The organism is Telluria beijingensis, assembly GCF_030770395.1.
In the GTDB taxonomy this organism is placed as follows: domain Bacteria; phylum Pseudomonadota; class Gammaproteobacteria; order Burkholderiales; family Burkholderiaceae_D; genus Telluria; species Telluria beijingensis.
In genome coordinates this window covers 2061848-2086381 of sequence record NZ_CP132480.1, presented here as the reverse complement: position 1 = coordinate 2086381, position 24534 = coordinate 2061848, and the positions used below count along the sequence as shown (strand labels likewise).

General features: G+C 64.0%; 21 protein-coding genes and 1 tRNA gene. 2 read left to right on the top strand and 20 right to left on the bottom strand.

Annotated elements, in window-relative coordinates; all coding sequences use genetic code 11:
* Window positions 1–85 precede the first annotated feature (85 nt).
* Both Q9246_RS09225 and Q9246_RS09220 read right to left on the bottom strand, forming a co-directional pair.
* Window positions 86–161, bottom strand: a tRNA-Asn gene (locus Q9246_RS09225).
* A gap of 115 nt (window positions 162–276) precedes the next feature.
* Window positions 277–1488, bottom strand: a complete 1212-nt coding sequence (locus Q9246_RS09220; protein ID WP_306397180.1) for an amino acid aminotransferase — start codon at window positions 1486–1488, stop codon at window positions 277–279.
* A gap of 107 nt (window positions 1489–1595) precedes the next feature.
* Between Q9246_RS09220 and uvrB the strand changes: the two genes are divergently transcribed.
* Window positions 1596–3704, top strand: a complete 2109-nt coding sequence (uvrB, locus tag Q9246_RS09215) for an excinuclease ABC subunit UvrB (RefSeq protein ID WP_306397177.1) — start codon at window positions 1596–1598, stop codon at window positions 3702–3704.
* Window positions 3705–3810: 106 nt separating this feature from the next.
* Here uvrB and Q9246_RS09210 read toward each other — a convergent pair whose 3' ends face one another.
* The 18 genes from Q9246_RS09210 to ndk form a co-directional block, all read right to left on the bottom strand.
* Window positions 3811–5841: a hybrid sensor histidine kinase/response regulator gene (locus tag Q9246_RS09210; protein ID WP_306397176.1), complete on the bottom strand. Its 2031-nt coding sequence runs from the start codon at window positions 5839–5841 to the stop codon at window positions 3811–3813.
* Window positions 5842–5922: 81 nt separating this feature from the next.
* Window positions 5923–6519: a MarC family protein gene (locus Q9246_RS09205; protein WP_306397175.1), complete on the bottom strand. Its 597-nt coding sequence runs from the start codon at window positions 6517–6519 to the stop codon at window positions 5923–5925.
* Window positions 6520–6721: 202 nt separating this feature from the next.
* Complete coding sequence (locus Q9246_RS09200) at window positions 6722–7261, bottom strand: phosphoribosyltransferase (protein WP_306397172.1); 540 nt, start codon at window positions 7259–7261, stop codon at window positions 6722–6724.
* Between the two features lie 25 nt (window positions 7262–7286).
* A complete protein-coding gene (locus tag Q9246_RS09195; RefSeq protein ID WP_306397171.1) occupies window positions 7287–8603 on the bottom strand; it encodes an adenylosuccinate synthase in 1317 nt (438 codons plus the stop codon).
* Between the two features lie 3 nt (window positions 8604–8606).
* Window positions 8607–9761 (bottom strand): ATP phosphoribosyltransferase regulatory subunit, encoded by a 1155-nt coding sequence (locus Q9246_RS09190; protein ID WP_306397170.1) that lies wholly within the window; start codon window positions 9759–9761, stop codon window positions 8607–8609.
* Window positions 9762–9980: 219 nt separating this feature from the next.
* Entirely contained in the window at window positions 9981–10859 is an 879-nt protein-coding gene (gene hflC, locus Q9246_RS09185; protein ID WP_306397169.1) for a protease modulator HflC, read from the bottom strand.
* Window positions 10859–12145: an FtsH protease activity modulator HflK gene (gene hflK / locus Q9246_RS09180; protein ID WP_306397168.1), complete on the bottom strand. Its 1287-nt coding sequence runs from the start codon at window positions 12143–12145 to the stop codon at window positions 10859–10861. The genes hflC and hflK overlap by 1 nt, the downstream gene beginning before the upstream one ends.
* Before the next feature lie 3 nt (window positions 12146–12148).
* Entirely contained in the window at window positions 12149–13369 is a 1221-nt protein-coding gene (gene hflX, locus Q9246_RS09175) for a GTPase HflX (RefSeq protein ID WP_306398129.1), read from the bottom strand.
* Between the two features lie 32 nt (window positions 13370–13401).
* Complete coding sequence (gene hfq / locus Q9246_RS09170; RefSeq protein WP_005666255.1) at window positions 13402–13641, bottom strand: RNA chaperone Hfq; 240 nt, start codon at window positions 13639–13641, stop codon at window positions 13402–13404.
* 158 nt (window positions 13642–13799) lie between these two features.
* Window positions 13800–15137 carry a ribosome biogenesis GTPase Der gene (gene der, locus Q9246_RS09165; RefSeq protein ID WP_306397167.1) on the bottom strand — a complete coding sequence of 446 codons (1338 nt, stop codon included), beginning with the start codon at window positions 15135–15137 and terminating at the stop codon, window positions 13800–13802.
* Window positions 15138–15144: 7 nt separating this feature from the next.
* Window positions 15145–16299, bottom strand: a complete 1155-nt coding sequence (gene bamB / locus Q9246_RS09160; RefSeq protein WP_306397165.1) for an outer membrane protein assembly factor BamB — start codon at window positions 16297–16299, stop codon at window positions 15145–15147.
* Between the two features lie 84 nt (window positions 16300–16383).
* Complete coding sequence (locus tag Q9246_RS09155) at window positions 16384–17070, bottom strand: YfgM family protein (protein ID WP_306397163.1); 687 nt, start codon at window positions 17068–17070, stop codon at window positions 16384–16386.
* 48 nt (window positions 17071–17118) lie between these two features.
* Window positions 17119–18435, bottom strand: a complete 1317-nt coding sequence (hisS, locus tag Q9246_RS09150) for a histidine--tRNA ligase (protein WP_306397161.1) — start codon at window positions 18433–18435, stop codon at window positions 17119–17121.
* Between the two features lie 165 nt (window positions 18436–18600).
* On the bottom strand, window positions 18601–19872 hold the full coding sequence (ispG, locus tag Q9246_RS09145) for a flavodoxin-dependent (E)-4-hydroxy-3-methylbut-2-enyl-diphosphate synthase (protein WP_306397160.1): 1272 nt from the start codon (window positions 19870–19872) through the stop codon (window positions 18601–18603).
* 16 nt (window positions 19873–19888) lie between these two features.
* Window positions 19889–20944 carry a helix-turn-helix domain-containing protein gene (locus tag Q9246_RS09140; protein ID WP_306397159.1) on the bottom strand — a complete coding sequence of 352 codons (1056 nt, stop codon included), beginning with the start codon at window positions 20942–20944 and terminating at the stop codon, window positions 19889–19891.
* 10 nt (window positions 20945–20954) lie between these two features.
* Window positions 20955–21776: a type IV pilus biogenesis/stability protein PilW gene (gene pilW, locus Q9246_RS09135; RefSeq protein WP_306397157.1), complete on the bottom strand. Its 822-nt coding sequence runs from the start codon at window positions 21774–21776 to the stop codon at window positions 20955–20957.
* Window positions 21776–22945 carry a dual-specificity RNA methyltransferase RlmN gene (rlmN, locus tag Q9246_RS09130; protein ID WP_306397156.1) on the bottom strand — a complete coding sequence of 390 codons (1170 nt, stop codon included), beginning with the start codon at window positions 22943–22945 and terminating at the stop codon, window positions 21776–21778. Before rlmN ends, pilW begins: the two co-directional genes overlap by 1 nt.
* Before the next feature lie 123 nt (window positions 22946–23068).
* A complete protein-coding gene (gene ndk, locus Q9246_RS09125) occupies window positions 23069–23494 on the bottom strand; it encodes a nucleoside-diphosphate kinase (RefSeq protein WP_123071979.1) in 426 nt (141 codons plus the stop codon).
* Window positions 23495–23763: 269 nt separating this feature from the next.
* On the opposite strand from ndk, the gene Q9246_RS09120 reads away from it, so the two are divergent.
* A complete protein-coding gene (locus Q9246_RS09120; protein WP_306397151.1) occupies window positions 23764–24450 on the top strand; it encodes a Bax inhibitor-1/YccA family protein in 687 nt (228 codons plus the stop codon).
* Window positions 24451–24534 lie beyond the last annotated feature (84 nt).

Here is a 24534-nt window from a genome sequence, read left to right as displayed (position 1 = left end):
GAATCTCCTGTGACCATCAACCGGCGCCACCTGCGCGCCGCAAAGCAAAAAGGCCGCATCTCACGACGCGGCCTTTTCAGTATTCTGGCTCCCCGACCTGGACTCGAACCAGGGACCTGCGGATTAACAGTCCGTCGCTCTACCGACTGAGCTATCAGGGAATTGATGCTTGCATTATATGGCTGCTGAAACGTTTCTGTCAAATTTGCACAGTGTTCGGGCACCCATCACGCTTGCTCTCCGCACACGCCGTAACGCTTGCGGAGAGCCGGCATTCTAGAGAACTTTGGCAACCGCGTCAACGACGCGATCGATATTGGTCGAGTTCAGCGCGGCCACGCAGATGCGGCCGGTGTCCACGGCGTAGATCGATTCCTCGCGCAGCTTGGCCACCTGCTCCTTGGTCAGGCCCGAGTACGAGAACATGCCGACCTGCTCGCGCACGAATTCGAAGTCGTGGCCCGGGGCTTTCTCCTTGAGCTTCTCGACCATCGCGCCGCGCATTTCGCGGATGCGCACGCGCATGCCGGCCAGTTCTTCTTCCCACAGCTTGCGCAGCTCCGGGGTCGACAGCACGGTCGCGACCACTTTGCCGCCATGGGTCGGCGGGTTCGAGTAGTTGGTGCGCACCACACGCTTGAGCTGCGACAGCACGCGGCCAGCTTCTTCAGCACTGGTAGCGACGATCGACAGCGCGCCGACACGCTCGCCGTACAGCGAGAACGACTTCGAGAACGAGTTCGACACCAGCAGCGGCATGCCGGTCGCGGCGAAGCGGCGCACGACGGCGCCGTCTTCGTCGATGCCATTGGCGAAGCCCTGGTAGGCCATGTCCAGGAACGGCACCAGACCACCCGCCTGCACGGCGGCGATCACTTCGTCCCACTGCGCTTGCGACAGGTCGGCGCCGGTCGGGTTGTGGCAGCAGGCGTGCAGCACGACGATCGAACCGGCCGGCATGGCCTTCAGCGCGGCCAGCATGCCGTCGAAGTTCACGCCGCGGGTCGCGGCATCGTAATAGGCATAGTTGTGGACGGTGAAGCCGGCGCTTTCGAACAGCGCGCGGTGGTTTTCCCAGCTCGGATCGCTGATGTAGACGTCGGCGTGCGGCAGGAAACGCTTGAGGAAGTCGGCGCCGATCTTGAGCGCGCCGGTGCCGCCCAGGGCCTGCACGGTGATCGCACGCTTCTCTTGAATTACGGCGCTGTCGGCACCAAATACCAGCTCTTGCACGGCCTTGTCGTATGCCGCCAGGCCGTCGATCGGCAGGTAGGTGCGCGGCGCAGGCTGTTCCATCAGTTTGGCTTCCGCTTTTTGCACGCACTCGAGCAGCGGCACCTTGCCGTTGTTGTCGTAGTAGACACCCACGCCGAGGTTGATCTTGGCAGGGTTGGTGTCGGCATTGAAGGCTTCGGTGATCCCCAGGATCGGGTCGCGCGGGGCCATTTCAATGGCGCCAAAGAGGCTTGCAGAGGCAGTGGAAGTCATCGTGATAAACTGAGTTTGTCGGCTACGATTCGCAGCGGTTGTATAGACAGCGACCCTTGAAGTACAAGGCCGCAGGCGGATTCTCATTCTAGCAAAGGTCTGTAAGTATGGCTGATTTATCCATCGCAACTTCTCCTGATTCCTCCCCTGAGCCGACTGTTCTCACCTTCCCGGATTCACCGTTCAAGCTGCACCAGCCGTTCCCGCCGGCCGGCGACCAGCCGACCGCGATCGAAGGCCTGATCGAAGGCATCAACGACGGCCTGTCGTACCAGACGCTGCTCGGCGTGACGGGCTCGGGCAAGACGTACACGATGGCCAATGTGATCGCGCGCGCCGGCCGGCCGGCGATCGTGTTCGCACCGAATAAGACGCTGGCGGCCCAGCTGTATGCGGAGTTCCGCGAGTTCTTCCCGCAGAATGCGGTCGAGTATTTCGTGTCCTACTACGATTACTACCAGCCGGAAGCGTATGTGCCGCAGCGCGACCTGTTCATCGAAAAGGACTCGTCGATCAACGAGCACATCGAGCAGATGCGCCTGTCGTGCACCAAGTCGCTGATGGAGCGGCGCGACGTGATCATCGTCGCCACCGTGTCGGCGATCTACGGTATCGGCAATCCGAACGAATACCACAAGATGATCCTCACGCTGCGCCACAAGGACAAAGTGGCGCAGCGCGACATCATCGCGCGCCTGATCCAGATGCAGTACACCCGCAACGAGATGGATTTCTCGCGCGGTTCGTTCCGCGTACGCGGCGACACCATCGACATCTTCCCGGCCGAACACGCCGAACTGGCGATCCGCGTCGAGATGTTCGACGACGAGATCGAATCGCTCCAGCTGTTCGATCCGCTGACCGGCCGCGTGCGTCAAAAGATCCCGCGCTTCACCGTGTACCCGGGCTCGCACTACGTCACGCCCCGTTCGACCGTGCTGCGCGCGGTCGAAACCATCAAGGCCGAGCTGCGCGACCGCCTCGAGGAATTCCGCCAGCAGAACAAGCTGATCGAAGAGCAGCGCCTCGAGCAGCGCACGCGCTTCGACCTCGAGATGCTGGCCGAGATCGGCTTCACGAAGGGCATCGAGAACTATTCGCGCCACCTGTCCGGCGCGATGCCGGGCGAGCCGCCGCCGACGCTGATCGACTACCTGCCGAAAGACGCGCTGATGTTCATGGACGAGTCGCACGTGATGATCGGCCAGCTCAATGCGATGTACAACGGCGACCGTTCGCGCAAGACCAACCTGGTCGACTATGGCTTCCGCCTGCCGTCGGCGCTGGACAACCGGCCTTTGAAATTCCAGGAGTTCGAGAGCAAGGCGCGCCAGACGATCTTCGTCTCGGCGACGCCGGCCGAGTACGAGCAGCAGCATGCCGACAATGTGGTCGAGCAGGTGGTGCGGCCCACCGGCCTGGTCGACCCGCACATTATCGTGCGCCCCGCCCTGTCGCAGGTCGACGACCTGATGAGCGAGATCAACGACCGCATCGCCAAGGACGAACGGGTGCTGGTGACCACGCTGACCAAGCGCATGGCCGAGCAGCTCACCGAATACCTGGGCGACCACGGCATCAAGGTGCGCTACCTGCACAGCGATATCGAGACCGTCGAGCGCGTGGAAATCCTGCGCGACCTGCGCCTGGGCACCTTCGACGTGCTGGTGGGGATCAACCTGCTGCGCGAGGGCCTGGACTTGCCCGAGGTGTCGCTGGTGGCGGTGCTCGATGCCGATAAAGAAGGCTTCCTGCGTTCGGAGCGATCGCTGATCCAGACCATCGGCCGCGCGGCCCGCAACCTGAACGGCGTGGCGATCCTGTACGCCGACCAGGTGACCGATTCGATGCGGCGCGCGATCGACGAAACCGAGCGCCGCCGCGCCAAGCAGATCGCCTTCAACGAAGCCAACGGCATCACGCCGAAGGGTGTGCAGAAGAAGATCAAGGAGATGATCGACGGCGTGTACAGCAATGCCGCGCAGCGCGCCATGGTCGAGGGCATCCACGAGGATGCGGCGACGGCCAAGGTCGAGTCGATGAGCGAGAAGCAGATCGGCAAGGAGATCAAGCGCCTCGAGAAGCTCATGGTCGACCATGCCAAGAACCTCGAGTTCGAGAAGGCGGCGCAGGTGCGGGATCAACTGCATGTGCTCAAGCAGCAGGCGTTCGGGGCGCCGGGGGCGGATAATGTGGTGTCGATGCTGGGCAAATAACGCCCTGCGCCTGCTCACCGCATCATCGTAGGGTTGGCAGCTTTGCTGCCGACGCGGCGATTGTCAGCGGCTCCGCTCACGCGCCGGGCAATTTCGCCGCCGACGATCACCGCGTCGGCGGCGTAGCCGCCAACCCTACGTTCGCCAGCAACTCCAGCAACTTCGCCAGATCCGCCGGCTTGGCCATATGATGGTCGAACCCGGCCTTGTAGGCGCGCCGCTGGTCTTCCACCTGCCCATACCCGGTCAAGGCCACCAGCACCGCCTGCGTGGTCTCGGGCATCGCGCGCAGTCGGCGCGCCAGTTCATGGCCGTCGAGATCGGGCAGGCCGATGTCGAGCAGGGCCACGTCGGGCGGCGCCTGCACCGCGCTCGCCAGCGCGCTCCTGCCGTCGTAGGCGATGTCGACTTCATACCCGTTCATCTCGAGCAGCGTGGCCAGCATCTGGGCCGCGTCGATGTTGTCGTCCACCACCAGCACCTTCAGGCCACGCGTCCCGTGTGAGGCCGCACTCGCGCCCGGCACATTGGCCGCCGGCGCCTCGGCCAGGCACGGTAGATAGACCACGAACTCGCTGCCTCTGCCGAGCCCCTCGCTGTGCGCCTCGACCCGTCCGCCGTGCAGCACGGCCAGGCTCTTGACCAGCGCCAGGCCCAGTCCCAGGCCGCCCTGCGAGCGGTCGGGCGTGCGCTCGGCCTGGATGAACAGGTCGAAGATATAGGGCAGGATCGGCGGATCGATGCCCTGCCCATTGTCGCGCACGCCGATCCGCACGCAACCGGCGTCGAGGCGCACGCTGAGCAGGATGGCGCCGCCCGGCGCCGTGTACTTGGCGGCGTTGTTCAGGATATTCGACACCACCTGGATCAGGCGTGTGCGGTCGCCTTCCACCCGCAAGGGGTTCGACGCGATCTCGCAATGCAGCGCATGGTGGCGCGCGTCCATCAGCGGCCGTACCTGCTCCACCGCTTCGCGCACCACGTCGCGCACCTCGAGCGCTTCCTTGGCGATGGTCACCAGGCCGCGCGTGACGCGCGAGACGTCCAGCAGGTCGTTGACCAGCGACGTCATGTGCTGGGCCTGGCGCGCGATGATGTCGCTGGCGCGCTGGATGCCCGGCGCATCCATCTGGCCGCGCTGCAGCAGCTGGGCCGCGGTGGTGATCGGCGCCAGCGGGTTGCGCAGCTCGTGCGCCAGCATCGCCAGGAACTGGTCCTTCTGGCGGTTGGCGGCGCGCAGCTCGTCCTCGATGCGCTTGCGCGCGGTGACGTCGCTGCCTTCCACGAAGATGCCGGATACCTTGCCGTGGGCATCGTGGATCGGCTGGTAGACGAAGTCGATGAAGCGCTCGTCCAGCGGCGCATTCGGGTCGCGCTGCACGCGCAGCGGCACCGCATGGCCGACGAAGGGCTGGCCGGTGTGGTAGACATGGTCGAGCAGCTCGAAGAAGCCCTGTCCCTGGACCTCGGGCAGCGCGTCACGCGCGGCCTTGCCGACCAGCGCGCGGTGGCCGACCAGCTGCAGGTAGGAGCGGTTGGTGATCTCGAACACGTGGTCGGGCCCGCGCAGCACGGCGATGATGCCGGGCGCCTGCTCGAACAGGGTCACCAGGCGCTCGTTCTCTTCTTCGCGGTAGCGCTGGGCCAGCACCTCGCCGGTCATCTCGACGCAGGCGCAGAACATGCCGGCCACGGTGCCATCCTCGTCGCGCACCGGCGAATACGAGAAGCGGAACCAGGTGTCTTCGTCGTAGCCATGGCGGCGCATGCGCAGCGGCAGGCGATCCATATAGCTGGCCTCGCCCCTGAGCGCGCGCACGATCAGCGGATGGATGTCATGCCAGATTTCTGCCCAGACGTCGTGGAAGCGCTTGCCCAGCGCGCCCGGATGCTTGTCGCCCAGGATCGAGATATATGAATCGTTGTACAGGAAGCCGAGCTCGCCGCCCCAGGCGACGAACATGGGGAACTTGGAGTTGAGCATCAGCCCGACCGTGGTGCGCAGCGCCTGCGGCCACTCGCGCGGCGAACCGAGGGGCGACGCGCTCCAGTCGTGGGCGCGCATCATCGCGCCCATCATGCCGCCACCGCTGAGGAAAGGCAGCCATTCGGAGGGTGTCGCTGGTTCCTGTTTCATGCCATTCGCTGGTTGGGAGTCCTGCGCAATCCGCGCACATCCAGTGTGCCAGATTTGCTACAAGACTCCCGCACGGATGGCTTACAGCGTCTGGACGAACTCCCGGATGCCGCCCAGCAGCATTTCGATCGACATCGCGGTCAGGATCAGGCCCATCAGGCGCTCGAAGGCGGTCATGACCTGCGGGCCGAGTTTTTGCTGCAGCTTCTCGGCGCTCAGGAACACCATCAGCCACACGACGCCCACCGCCGCCAGCGCGGCGACGTGCACCATCGTGTCGGTGAAGCTGGTCGACGAGAACAGCAGCACGGTGGCCAGGGCCGACGGACCGGCCAGCGCGGGAATCGCCAGCGGCACGATGAAGGGCTCGCCGCCTTCGCTCTTGCCCAGCACACCGTCCGGGTGCGGGAAGATCATGCGGATCGCGATCATCAGCAGGATTACGGCGCCGCCGATGCGCAAGGCGACCGGGCTCAGGTGCAGTGCTTCGAGGAAGTGCTGGCCGAAGAACATGAATACGAGAAGTAACAGGAACGCGATGCCGCATTCGCGGATCACGATCTTGTTGCGGCGCTCGATGGGCGTGTCTTTCAGGGCCGCAGCGAACAAGGGGACGTTGCCGAAGGGGTCGGTGACGAGAATGAGCAGGATGAAGGTCTGGAAGAAGCTTTGGGTCATGGTTTTTATTGTTGGGATGCCAAAAATTTTGGTGACGCAATATTACCAGAGGCCAGAAATGCGTCGTCCCCGCGAAGGCGGGGACCCAAGCTCGTTTGCACAGTCACTTCGCTTGGGTAAGCGATACGCTGAGGAACTTGGGTCCCCGCCTGCGCGGGGACGACGGTGGCTTACCGTTAGCTGAACAGCTAACGCAAGCTGATTACTTATCGAACTTCTTCAACCACGCCGCCAACTGATGCGGACGCAGGCCGTCATACTCTTCGAACGGCTGGTGAATCCACGGATTGTGCGGCAGGTCGTCCAGGAAGTAATCCGGACGGATCGACGAAGTGCCCTTGACCCAGATGACGGCCGACTTCACTTCGGTGACATCCTTGTAGTTCTCGGTCAGGTGCTCGCTGACCTTGCGCAGGGTGACGCCCGAATCGGCCAGGTCGTCGACCAGCAGCACGCGGCCGGACAGCGGGCCCTTGGTCATGGTCATGTACTTCGAGATGTCCAGGTCGCCCTGCTTGGTGCCGGCTTCTTCGCGGTACGAGCTGGTCGACAGGATCGCCAGCGGCACGTCAAAAATGCGCGAGAACACGTCGCCAGGACGCACGCCGCCGCGCGCCAGGCACAGCACCTGGTCGAACTTCCAGCCCGATTCATAAACCTGCAGCGCCAGGCGCTCGATCAGGCGGTGGTACTCATCCCAGGAGACCCACAGGTCCTTGTCGGTCGATACAGGGGTATTCATCTTCTACTCCAGATTTTTATTGGGTTTACGCTGCGAACGGGTGACGCAGGACGATCGTTTCTTCACGGTCCGGACCGGTCGACACCATGTCGACCGGCACGCCGACCAGTTCTTCGATGCGCTTGATATAGGCGCGGGCATTGGCCGGCAGCTCTTCCATCGACTTGGCGCCGACGGTCGATTCGGTCCAGCCCGGCATTTCTTCGTACACCGGTTCGCACAGCGCCGCTTCTTCGGCGCCGACCGGGAAAATGTCGACTTCGCGGCCGTCGATCCTGTAGCCGGTGCAGAGTTTGAGCGACTCGATGCCGTCCAGCACGTCGAGCTTGGTCAGGCACATGCCCGACACGCCGTTGATCTGGACCGAGCGGCGCAGCAGCGCGGCGTCGAACCAGCCGCAGCGGCGCGCGCGGCCGGTGACGGTGCCGAATTCATGGCCCACGCGCGACAGGTGCTCGCCGACGCCGGCGTCGGTCGGCAGTTCGGCCGGGAACGGGCCCGAACCGACGCGGGTGGTGTAGGCCTTGGTGATGCCCATGATGTAGTGCAGCATGTTCGGACCGACGCCGGCGCCGGCGGCGGCGTTGCCGGCCACGCAGTTCGACGAGGTCACGAACGGATAGGTGCCGTGGTCGACGTCGAGCAGCGAACCCTGCGCGCCTTCGAACAGCAGCTTGCCGCCGGCCTTGTGCGCGGCGTGCAGCAGCGACGACACGTCGGCCACCATCGGACGCAGGCGCGGCACGAGGGCCATCGCGTCGTCGTAGGTCTGCTGGAAGTCGATCGCCTCGGCGCCCAGGTAGTTGACCAGCACGTGGTTGTGGTACTCGAGGTTTTCCTTCAGCTTCTCGGCGAAGCGCTCTTCGTTGAGCAGGTCGGCGATGCGGATTGCACGGCGCGCGACCTTGTCTTCGTAGGCCGGGCCGATGCCCTTGCCGGTGGTGCCGATCTTGTTCTCGCCGCGCTTGGCTTCGCGCGCCTTGTCGATGGCGACGTGGTAAGGCAGGATGATCGGGCACGCCTCGGAGATCTTCAGGCGCGACACGACTTCGATGCCGGCTGCCTGCAGCTTGTCGATCTCGCGCATCACGTCCGGCACCGAGACCACGACGCCGTTGCCGATGTAGCAGGCCACGCCTTCGCGCATGATGCCCGACGGGATCAGCTGCAGCGCGGTCTTCTGGCCCTTGATCACCAGGGTGTGACCGGCGTTATGGCCGCCCTGGAAACGCACCACGCCGGCGGCGTGGTCGGTCAGCCAGTCGACGATCTTGCCCTTGCCCTCATCGCCCCACTGGGTGCCGATGACGACGACGTTTTTTGCCACGTTAGTATTTGACATCACTTAACCTAAGTTTTTGAGAATCCAATTTCCGTTTTCGAGGACGAGCACGCGGTCGCACTCGAACTCGTCCTGAATATTGTCGTGACCAGGCATGCTCTGGATCACGACTTCGCCTGCCTTGCGCAGGTCAGCGATTTTTTCCTTCAGCTCGGGGGCATTGCCCCACGGCGCACGAATGGAATGCTTGCGCTCGGCCGTCGGCAGCAGCCGGGCCAGTTCGCGCAGGTCGAGCGAGAAGCCGGTGGCCGGACGCGCGCGTCCGAAGGCTTCGCCCACATGATCATAACGCCCGCCGCGCGCCACGGCGTTCGGCAGGCCCGGCACGTAGAGCGCGAACATGGCGCCGCTTTCGTACTGGTAGCCGCGCAGGTCGGCCAGGTCGATCGCCACGTCGGCGCGCCCGATGGCGCCTGCCGCCAGCGCCGCCAGTTCGGCCAAGGCGCGCTGGATGCCCGGCAGCGCCGGCAACAGCTCGCGCGCCCGGCCCAGCACCTCGACGTCGCCATACAATTGCGGCAAGGCCAGCAGCGCCTGGCGGGTCTGCGGATAATAGTTGATCGAGATCTCGTCCAGGCCCGGCGCATCCTTGGCGCGCAGCAGGCAGTAGATCTGGTTCTCGTCGCGCTTGGCGGCCGGGTCTTCGGCGAGCAGCGCGCGCAGCACGCCGACGTGGGCCAGGTCCAGGCGCACGCTGGTGAAGCCGGCCAGGCTGAGTGAGCCGAGGGCCAGTTCCTGGATCTCGGCATCGGCTTCCAGGCCGGCGTGACCGTAGATCTCGGCGCCGATCTGCACCGGTTCGCGGGTCGCATGCAGGCCCGACGGGCGGGTATGCAGCACACTGCCGGCGTAGCACAGGCGGGTGATCGATTCGCGATTCAACAGGTGGGCGTCGATGCGCGCCACCTGCGTGGTCATGTCGGCGCGCAGGCCCAGCAGGCGGCCGGACAGCGGATCGACGACCTTGAAGGTCTTGAGGTCGGTGTCTTCACCGGCGCCCGCCAGCAGCGACTCGGTATATTCGAGCAGCGGCGGCATCACCAGTTCGTAGCCGTAGAGCCGGAAGTTGTCGAGCATCAGGCGACGCAATTCTTCGATCTTGCGCGCTTCGGACGGCAAGACATCGGCAATATTCTCAGGCAATAGCCAGTTCGGCATGGGCAACAGATGGGAGTTGGGAATTGTCAGTGGCGACAGGCACGGGATAATGACAGACGTGCCAGCGCATGGCGCGAACGCCGAATCGGTGATTTTAACCGAAAACGGCAGGATCGAGGAATGGAATGCTGTCTAGACAGGGTGGCAGGTTGACAACCTGCCACGAAAAACGGGCTCCCGTTTTGCGGGAGCCCGTTCAGGCAGTACGGCAATCGAGGGTTAGCGCCCCGACGCCGCCGGCTGCTTCAGATACTTGAAGAACTCCGAACTCGGATCCACCACCAGCACGTCGCTGCGGTCCTTGAAGCTGGCGCGATACGCCTCCAACGAACGGTAGTAGCGGGCGAATTCCGGGTTCTTGCCAAACGCCTCGGCATAGATGGCCGAGGCCTTCGCATCGCCATCGCCCTTGACCTTCTCTGCATCGCGGAACGCTTCGGCAATGATCACGGTGCGCTGGCGGTCGGCATCGGCGCGGATCTGCTCCGATTCGGCAGCACCGGTCGAACGCAGCTCGTTGGCCACGCGGACACGCTCGGCGCGCATGCGCTCGTACACCGAGTTGTTGATCTGCTCGATGTAATCGACGCGCTTGAGGCGCACGTCGACGATGCCCACGCCGATCTCTTTCGCTTCAGCCACGACCTTGGCCTGCACCGCCGCCATGACGGCGGCGCGCTCGCCCGAAATCACTTCGCGCACGGTGCGCTTGGTGATCTCGTCGTTCAAGGCCGCCTTGATGATCTGCGACATGCGGTCGCGCGCGCGGCTCTCGTCGCCGGTGAAGCTGACGTAGTACAGGCGCGGATCGACGATGCGCCACTTGACGAAGGCATCCACCAGGATGTTCTTCTTCTCGGCCGTGATGAAGCGGTCGGCGTCGGGCGTATCGAGCGTGAGGATGCGCTTGTCCAGGTAGATCACGTTCTGGAACGGCGGCGGCAGCTTGAAGTGCAGGCCCGGTTCGGCGATCACTTCCTTCACCTGGCCGAGCGCGAACACGATCGCGAAGCGGCGCTGGTCGACGACGAAGATCGTGGACGACAACAGCATCAGTGCGATGAAGCCCGCGACGAAAATGGTTACGAGGCGGTTCATCAGCGGGTCTCCCTGTCACGTGAGGAATCGCGGCTGCGCTCGTCTCGCTGGCGCACCGCTTCCATGGCCTGGGTCACTTCGGCCGGCTGGCCGGACTGCGGCAACTGCACCGGACCGGAACGGCTGCCGATCTGGGCATCGTTGACTGCCTGCTGCTGCATCAGCTTGTCGAGCGGCAGGTACAGCATATTGTTGTTGGCGCGCGAATCGACCATCACCTTGGTGGTGCTGGTGAATATCTGCTGCATGGTGTCGATATACATGCGGTCGCGAGTCACGGCCGGGGCGCGCGAATAGGCCGCCACCACCTGGTCGAAGCGCGACGCGTTACCGGTCGCATTCTCGACCACCATCGAACGGTACGCTTCGGCGTCCTGCTGCAGGCGGAAGGCCTGGCCGCGCGCTGCCGGGATGATCTGGTTGGCATAGGCTTCACCTTCATTCCGGGCACGGGCACGGTCCTGCCCGGCGCGTACGGCGTCGTCGAAGGCGCTCTGCACCTGCTCCGGCGGCTGTACGCCCTGCATCGTCACGTTGGTGATCAATGCACCCAGCGCATAACGGTCGGAGACCGTTTGCATCATCTTGTGGACGTCGGCAGCGACCTGCTCGCGGCCCTCGTACAGGACGAAGTCCATCTTGCTGCGGCCGACCACTTCGCGGATCGCGGTCTCGGCGATCTGGCGCACCGTATTGTCCTGGTCGCGGTTATTGAACAGCCAGGCGACCGGGTCCTTCAGCGTGTACTGCACCGCGAACTGGATGTCGATGATGTTTTCGTCATCGGTCAGCATCAGTGCTTCTTGCGGCTGCTTGTTGCGCACATTCGCGCGGTAGCCGATCTCGGCAGTACGGATCTGCGAGGTGTTGACGGTCTCGTGGGCCTGGAACGGATACGGCCAGCGCCAGTTGAAACCCGGCGTGGTCGAGTGGCTGTACTTGCCGAAGGTGGTGACGACGCCCACCTGGCCCTCTTGCACGATGAAGGCGCCGCTGGCGAGCCAGATGAAACCGACGATGACGGCGATCACGCCGGCGCCGATGCCGGCGCCGCGCATCTCGCCGCGCGGGCCGCCATTGTCGCCGCCGCCATTGTTGTTGCCGCGGCCGCCGAACATGCGGTTCAGGCGCGCATTGAAGTCGCGCCACATCTGGTCGAGGTCGGGAGGACCGTCACCGGGGCGGCGACCGTCCTGGGCCTTGCGGTCGTCTTCGGGGTTGCGTCCCCAGCGTGGGTCGTTCAGCGACAGTTTGACGCCGAATCTTTTTAGTATGGAAACAAGCATAGGCTAGTTGGGCCCAAGGCGGGTGGTAGGGGTGGAAGTTGGCATATTGTCGGCAAGACCGCCGGGATGCGCGTCCACCGACGCGTCGTCCTCGACGAACCCGAAGGCGCTGTCTTGCTCTTCGTTTTCCGGGTTGCTGTAGCCGCCAGCGCCCGGCACGGATTTGGCCGCTTCGGCGATTGCCGAACGCAGCAGATCCAGGCCGGCGCCACTGTGGGCGCTGATGAAAACCCGGTTGATCTTATCATACTCATCACGCTCGACCGCGGGTTCCAGGCCGGCGGCATCGATCTTGTTCCATACCAAAATTTGCGGAACATGATCTGCGCCAATTTCGCGCAAGACCTCATTGACCTGTTCGACCTGTTCCATGCGCGTCGGGGACGCGCTGTCGACCACGTGCAGCAACAGGTCGGCATGGATGGTTTCTTCCAGCGTGGCGCGGAAAGCGGCGACCAGCTGGTGCGGCAGTTCGCGCACGAAACCGACCGTATCGGAAATCACGACACTGCCCACCTCGTCGTTCAGGTACATGCGGCGGCTGGTGGTGTCCAGGGTCGCGAACAGCTGGTTCGCCACGTACACGCCGGCTTTCGTCAGCGTGTTGAACAGGGTCGACTTGCCGGCATTGGTATAGCCGACCAGCGACACCGAAAAAGTCTTGTTGCGGCCGCGCTGGCGGCGCTGGGTCTCGTGCTGCTTGCGCAATTTACCCAGGCGCGCGCGCAGCATCTTGACCCGCTCGCCGATCAGCCGGCGGTCGGTCTCGAGCTGGGTTTCACCCGGACCGCGCAGGCCGATACCGCCCTTTTGACGTTCAAGGTGGGTCCAGCCGCGGATCAGGCGCGTGGCCAGGTGCTGCAGTTGAGCGAGCTCGACCTGAAGCTTGCCCTCGTGGCTCTTGGCGCGCTGGGCGAAGATGTCGAGGATCAGGCTGGTGCGGTCGATCACGCGCAGTTCGAGACGGCGCTCGAGGTTGCGCTGCTGGGCAGGCGACAGGGCGTGATTGAAGATGACGATCTCGGCGCCAAGCGACTTGGCGTCGAGAGCGATTTCGTCGGCCTTGCCGCTGCCGACGAAATGCGCGGGGTCCGGGCTGCTGCGCTTCGCCGTGATCGTGGTGATCGGTTCGGCGCCGGCGGAGCGCGCAAGCAGCGACAGCTCTTCGAGGCTGGCGGCGAAGTCGCCAGTCCCGAAGTCGATGCCGACCAGCGCTGCGCGCAAGGTGGGAGTGCCGGGGGCGTCAGCCATCGGCCTTACTCGGCTTCGTTGGAGTCGAGGTTAAGGTTGACGGCACGGGCCGGCACAACGGTGGAAATGGCATGCTTATACACCATCTGGGTCACGGTATTACGAAGCAAAACGACGTATTGGTCGAAGGATTCGATATGGCCCTGGAGTTTGATACCGTTGACGAGGTAGATCGAGACAGGGACGTGTTCCTTGCGCAAGGCGTTGAGGAATGGGTCTTGTAACAGTTGCCCTTTGTTGCTCATAACAGCTCCGTAATGTTGTTGTAGTTAAAAGTTTGAGGCGATTTGCCGGTTTTCAAGTAGTCAGAGCCATATTCTGCATGAGCGAATGCAGCCCTGAGCCTACTGTAACCTGTTTTGCCACTTTTTGTCGTACTGCTACTGTCTTGAATCTGTAAAACTCAATCCTTCGCGAACGGGTTTTTCCCACTGCGCAGCTCGATGCGCAGCGGCGTGCCCACCAGGTTGAACGTGTCACGGAAATGCTTTTCCAGATACCGTTTATAGGGCTCCGTGATTCCCTCCAAAGCATTACCGTGGATGACGATAATCGGCGGATTCTGGCCGCCCTGGTGGGCATAGCGCATCTTCGGACGCGAGGTGCCCTTGCGCTTCGGTTCCTGCTTCTCGACCGCCTCTTGCAGCGCGCGCGTCAGGCGCGGCGTCGACAGGTTGGCAGTGGCGGCGGCATACGCCGATTCGACCGACTTCAGCAGCTGGCTGATGCCGGTGCCGCGCAGTGCGGACACAAAATGGGTCTTCGCAAAGCCGAGGAAGTCCAGCTTGCGGTCGAGGTCGTTCTTGACCTGGTCGCGCTGGTCGGTCTGCAAGCCATCCCACTTGTTGACGGCCACCACCAGCGCCCTGCCCGACTCCAGGATGAAGCCGGCGATGTGGGCATCCTGCTCAGAAATGTCTTGCTGGGCATCCAGCAGCAGGATGACGACGTTGGCGTCCGAGATCGACTGCATGGTCTTGACCACCGAGAACTTCTCGATGGCCTCGAAAATCTTGCCGCGACGGCGGATGCCGGCGGTGTCGATCAGCGTGTACTTCTTGCCGTCGCGCTCGAACGGCACTTCGATCGCATCGCGGGTGGTGCCCGGCATGTCGAAGGCGATCACGCGCTGTTCGCCGACCAGGGTGTTGATCAGGGTCGACTTGCCGACGTTCGGACGGCCGACGATGGCGATCTTGAAGCCGTGGTCGGCCGGCTCGAGTTCTTCCGGCTCATCCGGACGCTGGGCAAAGGCCATGTCGAGCGCCTCGTTGACCAGGTCGTGCACGCCGTCGCCATGGGCGGCGGAAATCACGTACGGGTCGCCCATCCCGAGTTCATAGAAGTCGGCGGTGACCGAGGTGTACTTCATGCCTTCCGACTTGTTCACCACCAGCATGACCTTGCGGCCCGACTTGCGCAGGTAGTCGGTGATGGTCTTGTCGTGCGGCGTCAGGCCCTGGCGGCCATCGACGATGAACACGACCACGTCGGCCTCGGCCACGGCCTGGCGCGTCTGCAGCGCCATTTCATGCATGATGCCTTCTTTGGCGACCGGCTCGAAACCGCCCGTGTCGATGACCAGGAATGGCCGTTCGCCAATCCGGCCTTCGCCATAGTGGCGGTCGCGCGTCAGGCCAGGGAGGTCGGCCACCAGCGCGTCACGCGAACGGGTCAGGCGGTTAAATAAGGTCGATTTCCCGACGTTCGGGCGACCTACGAGTGCGATTACCGGCTTCATGTTTTTGCTATTCGACCGCGATCGCGGTCACAGTTCCATTTTGTGTTTGAAAAATCAGGTTCGAGCCGGCCACCAGCGGCGTGCCGATGATCGGGCTGCCGTCGGTCGCGGCGCGCGCCAGGAAAGATCCGTCTTCGCGCGACAGGAAGTGCACATAGCCTTCGAAGTCGCCGACCGCGACGGCGCGGCCATAGGACAGCGGCGTCGACAGGCGGCGGAACGACAGCTTGTCGTTCTTCCAGCTGCTCGAGCCCGTGTCGCGGGTGAAGGCGTTCAGCGCGCCCTTGTCGTCCGGCGCGAACACGAACAACTGGTCGACGGCGACGCCAACGTCGGACGACAGGTCGCGCGTCCACTTGGCCGAACCGGTGACCAGGTCGAAGCAGCCTACGCGGCCCTGGTAGGATGCGGCGCACACCTCGTTCTCGAACAGCACCGGGGCGCCGCCGATATCGGTCACGCGCTCCAGTTCGGTCGCGCCGCGCGAGATGCCCACCTCGACGTCCCAGCGCGGGGCGCCGGTGGCAAGGATCAGCGACGACAGCTTGCCGCCCGGCTGGGCGACGATGACGTCGGTGCCGGCCACGATCAGGCCCGGCGCATTGCGCAGGGTGAGCGGCGGCGAGACCTTTTGCACAGTCCATTTCGTCTTGCCGTTGGCGGCATCGATGCCGACGATGCGGTTGTCGATCGAGCGCGCCACCACGATGCCCTGCGACACCACCGGCGCCGACAGGATCTCGCTCGACAGCTGGGTCTTCCACAGCGCCTTGCCGTCCATGTCGAAGGCCAGCAGCTGGCCCTTCTCGGCGCCGACCACGATCAGGTTGCCGTCGGTGCCGACGCCGGCCGAAAGTTCGGTATCGGCGTCGACCCGCCACAGCTGCTTGCCGCTCGCGGCTTCGACGCGCGCGATCTTGCCTTCGGCGCTGGCCACGACCACCGTGTTGCCAGTCAGCGCAGGCGAGAAGGTGTAGCCGCGCGCCTTGCCGATATCAAGTTTCCATGCGGTGCGCACGGCCATGCTGCCCTTCAGTTCGACCAGCTTGGCCGGCTGGTCGCCCTTTTTATCGGAGGCGAACGGGTTGAGCGAATTGAGGGTCGAGCAACCCGTCATCAGGGCCAGTATGCCGACACCAACAAGCTTGCTGCAAATACGCATTTTGTTTTACCTTGTTCCTGGACTATAAAGGACGCAAGGCCCGCGCCGCCGCCAGGCGTGCGCGGGCCATCTCATGCGGGAGGTTTACGCGGCCGCCTGTTGCGCGGCGGCTTTCTGTTCTTCGGCCTTCTTGTCGGCTGGCGCCGTGCCGCCGATCGCTTCCAGCTTGACCTGCACCAGTTGGCGGCCCGGCGCGTTCTGGTCCATGGCGGCGATCGCCGCGACATAGGCCGCGCGCGCTTCGTTCAGCTTGTTCTGCGCGACCAGCACATCGCCCTTGCGGTCGTTCACTTCGGCGCCGAACTGCGGCAGGAATTTGCCGTTCAAGACTTTCAGGGCTTCGTCGTGCGCTTTTTCGTCCAGCAGCACGCCGGCCAGGCGCAGGTTGGCGATCGACTTGTACTCGTCGTTGCCATGCTCGGCCACCCACTGCAGCTGGACCTTGGCGGTCTTGAGGTCGTTCGCTTCGAAAGCGGTCTTGGCCGCGGCCAGGGCCGCCATCGGGGCGTAGGCCGACGACTCGTACTTGGTGCGGATGTCGCCCGCCACGCGCTGCACCTTGGCATTGTCGTTCGCCAGCAGCGAGGTCTGCAGCTCGTCATACAGCGCCGACGCTTCGACCGACTTGTTGCGCTGGTGGGTTTTCCAGTAGTTCCAACCGGCGTAGGAGCCGAGGGCGAGAATCAGGACCCAGATGATGATGTTGCCGTACTGTGCCCAGAACGCCTTGAAGGAATCGAGCTGTTCCTGTTCCTGGTGATCGTATGCCATGTGCGTATTCTTGTAATGAGTGGTTGGTGTTGGTGGCCAGCGCCCCGATCAGTGCCGGTGGACGTGGTCGTGATCGTGATCGCAGTCGGGGCCGTGAACGTGTCCGCCGACGATCTGGTCGACCAGGTAGTCGACCACTTCCTCGAACGGCACGGCGGCCTGCTGCTGCTCGCCGACTTCGCCGCGCATCGTTTTCACCTGCGCGACATTGTTCGCGATCTCGTCCTGGCCGATGATCACGGCGAAGGCGGCGCCGCTGCCGTCGGCCTTCTTCATCTGGCTCTTGAAGCTGCCCGCGCCCGTTGGCGTTGCGCAATGTAACACAACATCCAGGCCGGCATCCCGAATCCGCTCGGCCAGGATGAAGGACTGCAGTTGCGCTTCCTCGCCCTGGTGGACCATGTAGACGTCGCACACGTTCGGCTCGGCCGGCTCGCCCAGGCTTTTCATCAGCTCGATGATGCGTTCCATGCCCATCGCAAAACCGACCGCCGGGGTCGGCTTGCCGCCGAAGGTTTCGATCAGCGGATCGTAGCGGCCGCCGGCGCAAATCGTGCCCTGGGCGCCCAGCTCGTCGGTGACCCACTCGAACACGGTGCGGTTGTAGTAATCGAGGCCGCGCACCAGGCGCGGGTTGACGGTGTACTGCACCGCGTTCTTGTCCAGCAGCGCCTTGACGCCGTTGAAGTGGGCCAGCGACTCTTCGCCCAGGTAGTCCAGCAGGCGCGGCGCAGCGTTGACCATCTCTTGCATGGCCGGGTTCTTGGTGTCCAGGATGCGCAGCGGATTGCTGTGCAGGCGGCGCTTGGCCTCAAGGTCCAGGATGTCTTCGTGTTTTTCCAGATACACGATCAGGTCGGCGCGGTGGCGGTTGCGCTCCTCGGCGTTACCGATCGAGTTCAGTTCGAGGCGCACGTTCTGCAGGCCCAGGTCGTCCCACAGGCGGCGCGACATCATGATCATCTCGGCGTCGATGTCCGGGCCTGAGAAGCCGATCGCTTCGGCGCCGAACTGGAAGAACTGGCGATAGCGGCCGCGCTGCGGACGCTCGTGGCGGAACATCGGACCCTTGTACCACAGGCGGCGCGGGCCGTCGTAGACCAGGTTGTGCTCGAGCACGGCGCGCACGACGCTGGCGGTGCCTTCGGGGCGCAGGGTCAGCTGGTCGCCGTTCATCGAATCCTCGAACGAGTACATCTCTTTTTCGACGATGTCGGTGACGGCGCCGATGGCGCGTGCGAACAGGCCCGTTTGCTCGACGATCGGGGTCACGATCTTCTGGTAGCCGTAGCTTTTCAGGATCGTTTCGGTGGTGTTCTCGAACAGCTCCCACAGCGGCGCGTCTTGCGGGAGGATGTCGTTCATGCCTTTGATGGCGACGATTTTTTCTGGTTTGGACATAAGTGTTAGCTCTCAATTCACCGTCGTTCCCGCGAAGGCGGGAACCTAAGTTTTTAGCGCAGCGGTATCGCACGCAAACTTGGGTTCCCGCCTGCGCGGGAACGACGTGTGGGGGCCGGTGGCCGTATTTTATTGTGCAACCGCCTCGCGGCTGTAATTCTTCTTCACATAATCGAGCACGATGGTCTTGAACTCATCGACGATGCGCTCGCCGCGCAGGGTCGCGAATTTCTGGCCATCGACGAACACCGGCGCGGCCGGCGATTCGCCGGTGCCCGGCAGGCTGATGCCGATATTCGCATGCTTCGATTCGCCCGGACCGTTGACGATGCAGCCCATCACGGCCACGTTCATCGCCTCCACGCCCGGATAGGTCTTTTTCCACTCCGGCATCTGCTCGCGCAAGAAACTCTGGATGTTGTCGGCCAGTTCCTGGAACACGGTCGAGGTCGTACGGCCGCAACCCGGGCAGGCGATCACCATCGGGGTGAACTTGCGCAGGCCCATGGTCTGCAGGATTTCCTGGCCGACCACCACTTCGCGGGTGCGGTCGCCGCCCGGTTCCGGCGTGAGCGAGATGCGGATGGTATCGCCGATGCCCTCCTGCAGCAGCACCGACAGGGCCGCGGTCGAGGCCACGATGCCCTTGCTGCCCATGCCGGCCTCGGTCAGGCCCAGGTGCAGCGGGTAGTCGCAGCGGCGCGCCAGTTCGCGGTAGACCGCGATCAGGTCCTGCACGCCCGACACCTTGCACGACAGGATGATCTTGTCGCGCGCCAGGCCGACTTCTTCGGCGCGCACGGCATTCTCGATCGCCGACGTGATCAGGGCCTCATACATTACGGCCTGGGCGCTCCATGGATTGGCGCGCGCGGCGTTCTCGTCCATGATGCGCGCCAGCAGCGCTTGGTCGAGCGAGCCCCAGTTGACGCCGATGCGCACCGGCTTGTCGTACTTCGCCGCGATCTCGATCATCTGGGCGAACTGGGTGTCGCGCTTGGCGCCCTGCCCCACATTGCCCGGATTGATGCGGTACTTCGACAGCGCCTGCGCGCATTCCGGATAGTCGCGCAGCAGCAGGTGGCCGTTGTAGTGGAAGTCGCCGACCAGCGGCACGTCGACTTCCATGCGGTCGAGCTGCTCGCGGATCGCCGGCACGGCAGCCGCCGCGGCCGGGGTGTCGACCGTGATGCGCACGATCTCGGAACCGGCGCGCGCCAGGTCCTTGACCTGGATCGCGGTGCCGATCGCGTCGGCGGTGTCGGTATTCGTCATCGACTGCACCACCACCGGCGCGTCGCCGCCCACCCACACCGTGCGCTGGCCGTGCGAGACAGCCACCTTGCGGCTGGCGCGGCGCGCCATCGGGCCGGACGGGATTGCTTCTTTCAGGGAATTCATCAAGTCTGCTTCCAGCTTATTTCAGCGCCACGCGCGAGATGGTTCTGCCCGGCTGCGGCGGCAACGGGATATTGGCGCCGCGCAGGGTCGCGGTCACGCCACCCGGCGCGCCGACCACCAGGGTCGCCGGGCCGCTCACTTCGACCGACTCGGTGCTGCCGGCCTTGACCAGGCGCGAGATCAGCGGACGGCCGCCGGCGCTCGGGCGCACTTCGATCCACGAATCCTCGCGCACGGTCAGCACCAGGGTGTTGGCGCCGGCAGCAGGCGCAGCCGCGACCACGGCGGCGGCGGTGGTCGCGCCTGGCGTCGCGACGGCCGCAGTCGGGGTCATTGCGGGCGGCGTGGTCGCATTCGGGGCGGGAACGGCCGGCACCGGCGCGGTCGGCGTGGCCGGCGCAGTGCCGGGAGTGGCGCCGGGGGCAGCCGCCGGCGCCGGGTTCTCGCCGGCCGGGGCCGGCACCGAGATCAGCGGCACCGACGGGTTGATCAAGCCTTGCTGGGCGCCATTGGCGGGCGCGCTGCCCGGTGCGGCCGCGCCAGGCGCGACGACACCGGCGGCCGGGTTCTCGAGCACCGTGGCGCCGTCGGTCGCGGCATCGGGCGACAGGTTCGGAATCAGGTCCATCTGCCAGGCGGCGACGGCGGCGCCCGCCACCACGACGACGGCGGCAATCCAGCCCAGCGGCAGTCGGTTGCGGCGGCCGCCCATCGGGAACCGGTTCTCGGAGAACGTGGCCGGACGCTGCTCGCGGCGCACCGCGCCGGCGTTGACGGTGGCGCCGGCTTGCGCCTCCGGCGGCATGTTCAGTTCGATCATCGACACCAGCGGCGCGGCGTCGATCTTGAGCAATTTGGCATAGGCGCGCACGAAGCCGCGCGTGACGGCCGGGCTCGGCAGCGCGGCGTAATCGCCCGCTTCCAGCGCCACCACCTGGCGCGGCGCCAGCTTCAGCTGGTCGGCCACCTGTTCCACACTCCAGCCCATCGCTTCGCGCTGGGATTGCAGGGTCGTGCCAGGAATGCCGGGGTGCTTGCCTGGCGTCGCGGGCTGATCTGCTTGCTCGTTCATTGTCCTCGTCTCACTCATCAAATGCCCCGCGCTCGAACGCCGCATACTCGGGAGAACCGGGGAAACGGCGACGCAGCTGGGCCGCCAGCGACGCTTCGAGACTCCGGTCGCCCAGCTTGCGCTGGACGCGCAGGGCAAGCCACAGCGCGTCGGCCGGCAGCGTATCCAGTTTCGCTGTCTCGATCAGGCGGTTAATGAAAAATCCGGCGCGCTGAAGATCGCGCCGCTCGTAATAGACCCGCGCCAGGCCGGCATTCACGGCCGGCTGCCCGGGGTTCAGACGCAAGGCATCGAGCAGGTAGCGCTCGGCCGCGTCGAAGTTTCCGTTCTTGATGCTGCACGCGCCCGCATTGACCAGCGCGCTCATCGGCGTCTGGTAAGTCGGGTTCTTGAGCGCGGCGTCGAAATAACGCATCGCCTCGCCCGGCTTGTTCACCGACTGGCACAGGAACGTGCCGTAGTTGTTCGCGAACTCGGGATTATTCGGCTCGAGGCGCAGCGCGTGCCGGTGGTTCTCGTCGGCCAGCGGGAACTGCCCCATCGAGGTATAGATCAGGGCCCGCAGGCCATAGGCGTCGGCGTAGTTCGGATCGGCCGCCAGCGCCTGCTTGACTTCGTCGAGGGCGATTTCGTACTTGCCCTCCTGGTAGTAGCCGACCGCCAGCTGCACCCGGATCGAGGCGCGTTTCTCGACCGCGGTCTGGTCGGAGGCGGTCCTGAGTTCACCGTCACGCGTCGTCGCCGCGCCACCCGTACCCGTCGCGGCACAGCCGGCGAGCAACATCAGGGACAGGGTCGATGCGAGCGCGAGCGCAGCGGCGGTGAATTTCATCAGGTCGGGATCTCCACGATGCGTCCGAAATCGGCGCCGAATTTCTTCTGGTATTCGGCCATCTTTTCCATGCGCTCGGCCACGCGGGTGCGGTCCTTGACCTCGCCCGCCAGCTGGCCGCAGGCAGCGTCGATATCGTCGCCGCGCGTCTTGCGCACGGTGGTGACGATGCCGGCGTTCATCAGCACTTCGGCGAAGGCCTTGATGCGCGGGTTCTTGGAGCGGAACAGGCCCGACTCGGGGAACGGATTGAACGGGATCAGGTTGAACTTGCAGTTCACGCCGACCACCGGGTCGTTGACCAGCGCGATCAGCTCGCGCGCATGCTCGTCGCTGTCATTGAAGCCGTCGAGCATGCAGTACTCGAAGGTGATGAAGTCGCGCGGCGCGAACTCGAGATAGCGCTTGCAGGCGGCCATCAGTTCGCGCAGCGGGTATTTCTTGTTGAGCGGCACCAGGATGTCGCGCAGCGCATCGTTCGACGCGTGCAGCGACACGGCCATGGCGACCGGCACGTCTTGCGACAGCTTGTCGATGTTCGGCACCACGCCCGAGGTCGACAGGGTCACGCGGCGGCGCGACAGGCCGTAGGCGTTATCGTCGAGCATCATCTTGAGCGCGGTAACGGTCGGTTCGTAGTTCAGCAGCGGCTCGCCCATGCCCATCATGACCACATTGGTGATCTGGCGTTCGCCTTTGGGGCCGGGCTCGATGCCCTTGGTGCGGCGCAGCTCGAACTCGGCCATCCACAGCTGGCCGATGATCTCGGCCACCGTCAGGTTGCGGTTGAAGCCCTGCTTGCCGGTCGAGCAGAAGCGGCAGTTAACGGCGCAACCGGCCTGCGTGGAGATGCACAGGGTACCGCGGTTTTCTTCCGGAATGAACACGGTCTCGACCGCGTTGCCATTGCCGACGTCCACCAGCCATTTGCGGGTGCCGTCGCTGGCGGTCTTGTCGCTGACGATGGCTGGCGCGCGCACTTCGGCGCGCGACTTCAGCTTTTCGCGCAGCGACTTGGCCAGGTCGGTCATGCTGTCGAAGTCCGCCGCGCCAAACTGGTGTATCCAGCGTTGCAATTGCTTGGCGCGGAACGGTTTCTCACCCAAGTCGGCGCAGTAAGCGACGAGTTGCGCGGGATCAAAGTCCAGCAGGTTGGTGAGAGTAGTCATGGTGTAATCCTATATTCCTGAACCCGCTTGCGCCAGCCCTTGGCTGCGGGCAAGCGGGTTACTCATTCAATTAGTCCGGGGAAGTGAGCCGGGGAACGCCCGGACTGCGATCCCCCTTACTAATTAACGCGAGTAGACGTTCAGCGCCGGGAAGTAGTAAGCGATTTCCACAGCGGCGGTTTCGGCGGCGTCCGAACCGTGAACGGCGTTGGCGTCGATCGAATCGGCGAAGTCGGCGCGGATGGTGCCGGCGTCGGCTTTCTTCGGATCGGTAGCGCCCATCAGGTCGCGGTTCTTCAGGATCGCGCCTTCGCCTTCGAGCACCTGGATCATCACCGGACCGGAGATCATGAAGTCGACCAGGTCCTTGAAGAATGGACGCGCAGCGTGCACCGCGTAGAAGCCTTCGGCTTCAGCGCGCGACAGTTGCACCATGCGGGCAGCCACGACCTTCAGGCCGGCTTCTTCGAAACGGCTGTAGATTTTGCCGATCACGTTTTTTGCAACTGCGTCCGGCTTGATAATGGACAGGGTGCGTTCGATTGCCATGAGAAAACTCCAATAAAAGAAAGGTTTTGAACTGAGAAATTCGTTTGAACTTAAGGACTCAATCAACCTTTAATTTTACCATACCTGCCCCAGATATCCGATATTGCGGTAGTGGCAAGCATGGTGTTACAGTGGCGGCAAAAGTCCGTCCAGTTCCTGCGTGTTCTTCATCTTCAGTTAAGAATGTTGACGTAGGATTGTTGTGACGTACCTCGCGAGCGCTAGTTTCTTCACCTTGCCCGTACCATTCATCCAACCGGAGGCACTATATGTACCCTAGTACCCAACAGCAAAGTACCATCGACCTGACCAAAGGTGGTCAGGCCACGCGTAACAAAGTGTTACGTAACACGTATTGGCTGCTGGCGCTGTCGATGATCCCTACCGTGCTCGGCGCGGTCGCCGGCATGTCGCTAGGCATCGCGTTCACCGGCATCATGGGCTTCGTCATTTTCCTGGCGATCGCCTTCGGCTTCATGTGGGCCATCGAGAAGAACAAGGATTCCGGCCTGGGCGTCGCCCTGCTGCTGGGCTTCACCTTCTTCATGGGCATGATGCTGGCCCCGCTGCTGACCCACACGCTCAACTACTCGAACGGCGCCAGCCTGATCATGACGGCCTTCGGCGGCACCGCCGTCGTGTTCGCCGTGATGGCCAGCATCGCCACCACCACCAAGCGCGATTTCTCGGGCATGGGCAGCTGGCTGATGGCCGGCATCGTGGTCCTGCTGCTGGCGGTCGTCGCCAACATCTTCCTGCAGATGTCGGTGCTGTCGATCGTGATCTCGGTCCTGGCGATCGGTATCTTCTCGGCCTTCATCCTGTATGACGTGCAGCGCATCGTCAATGGCGGCGAAACCAACTACGTGACCGCCACCCTGTCGATCTACCTGAACGTGTTCAACATCTTCAGCAGCCTGCTGCGCCTGCTGGGCATCGTGGGCGGCGACGACTGATCGAGCGCTGTCTCCAAAGAAACCGGCCTGCGGGCCGGTTTTTTCATGGGCTGGCCGGACAGCGGGCGCGCCTGGCGGCCATGC

Coding starts and splice junctions, on each gene's coding strand:
- hfq (WP_005666255.1), bottom strand. CDS start 13,641: ATGAGCAACAAAGGGCAACTGTTACAAGACCCATTCCTCAACGCCTTG.
- Q9246_RS09210 (WP_306397176.1), bottom strand. CDS start 5,841: ATGAAACAGGAACCAGCGACACCCTCCGAATGGCTGCCTTTCCTCAGC.
- ispG (WP_306397160.1), bottom strand. CDS start 19,872: ATGAATTCCCTGAAAGAAGCAATCCCGTCCGGCCCGATGGCGCGCCGC.
- bamB (WP_306397165.1), bottom strand. CDS start 16,299: ATGCGTATTTGCAGCAAGCTTGTTGGTGTCGGCATACTGGCCCTGATG.
- uvrB (WP_306397177.1), top strand. CDS start 1,596: ATGGCTGATTTATCCATCGCAACTTCTCCTGATTCCTCCCCTGAGCCG.
- Q9246_RS09120 (WP_306397151.1), top strand. CDS start 23,764: ATGTACCCTAGTACCCAACAGCAAAGTACCATCGACCTGACCAAAGGT.
- hflC (WP_306397169.1), bottom strand. CDS start 10,859: ATGAACCGCCTCGTAACCATTTTCGTCGCGGGCTTCATCGCACTGATG.
- Q9246_RS09155 (WP_306397163.1), bottom strand. CDS start 17,070: ATGGCATACGATCACCAGGAACAGGAACAGCTCGATTCCTTCAAGGCG.
- pilW (WP_306397157.1), bottom strand. CDS start 21,776: ATGAAATTCACCGCCGCTGCGCTCGCGCTCGCATCGACCCTGTCCCTG.
- Q9246_RS09195 (WP_306397171.1), bottom strand. CDS start 8,603: ATGTCAAATACTAACGTGGCAAAAAACGTCGTCGTCATCGGCACCCAG.
- der (WP_306397167.1), bottom strand. CDS start 15,137: ATGAAGCCGGTAATCGCACTCGTAGGTCGCCCGAACGTCGGGAAATCG.
- rlmN (WP_306397156.1), bottom strand. CDS start 22,945: ATGACTACTCTCACCAACCTGCTGGACTTTGATCCCGCGCAACTCGTC.
- Q9246_RS09205 (WP_306397175.1), bottom strand. CDS start 6,519: ATGACCCAAAGCTTCTTCCAGACCTTCATCCTGCTCATTCTCGTCACC.
- Q9246_RS09200 (WP_306397172.1), bottom strand. CDS start 7,261: ATGAATACCCCTGTATCGACCGACAAGGACCTGTGGGTCTCCTGGGAT.
- Q9246_RS09220 (WP_306397180.1), bottom strand. CDS start 1,488: ATGACTTCCACTGCCTCTGCAAGCCTCTTTGGCGCCATTGAAATGGCC.
- Q9246_RS09190 (WP_306397170.1), bottom strand. CDS start 9,761: ATGCCGAACTGGCTATTGCCTGAGAATATTGCCGATGTCTTGCCGTCC.
- Q9246_RS09140 (WP_306397159.1), bottom strand. CDS start 20,944: ATGAACGAGCAAGCAGATCAGCCCGCGACGCCAGGCAAGCACCCCGGC.
- ndk (WP_123071979.1), bottom strand. CDS start 23,494: ATGGCAATCGAACGCACCCTGTCCATTATCAAGCCGGACGCAGTTGCA.
- hflK (WP_306397168.1), bottom strand. CDS start 12,145: ATGCTTGTTTCCATACTAAAAAGATTCGGCGTCAAACTGTCGCTGAAC.
- hisS (WP_306397161.1), bottom strand. CDS start 18,435: ATGAACGACATCCTCCCGCAAGACGCGCCGCTGTGGGAGCTGTTCGAG.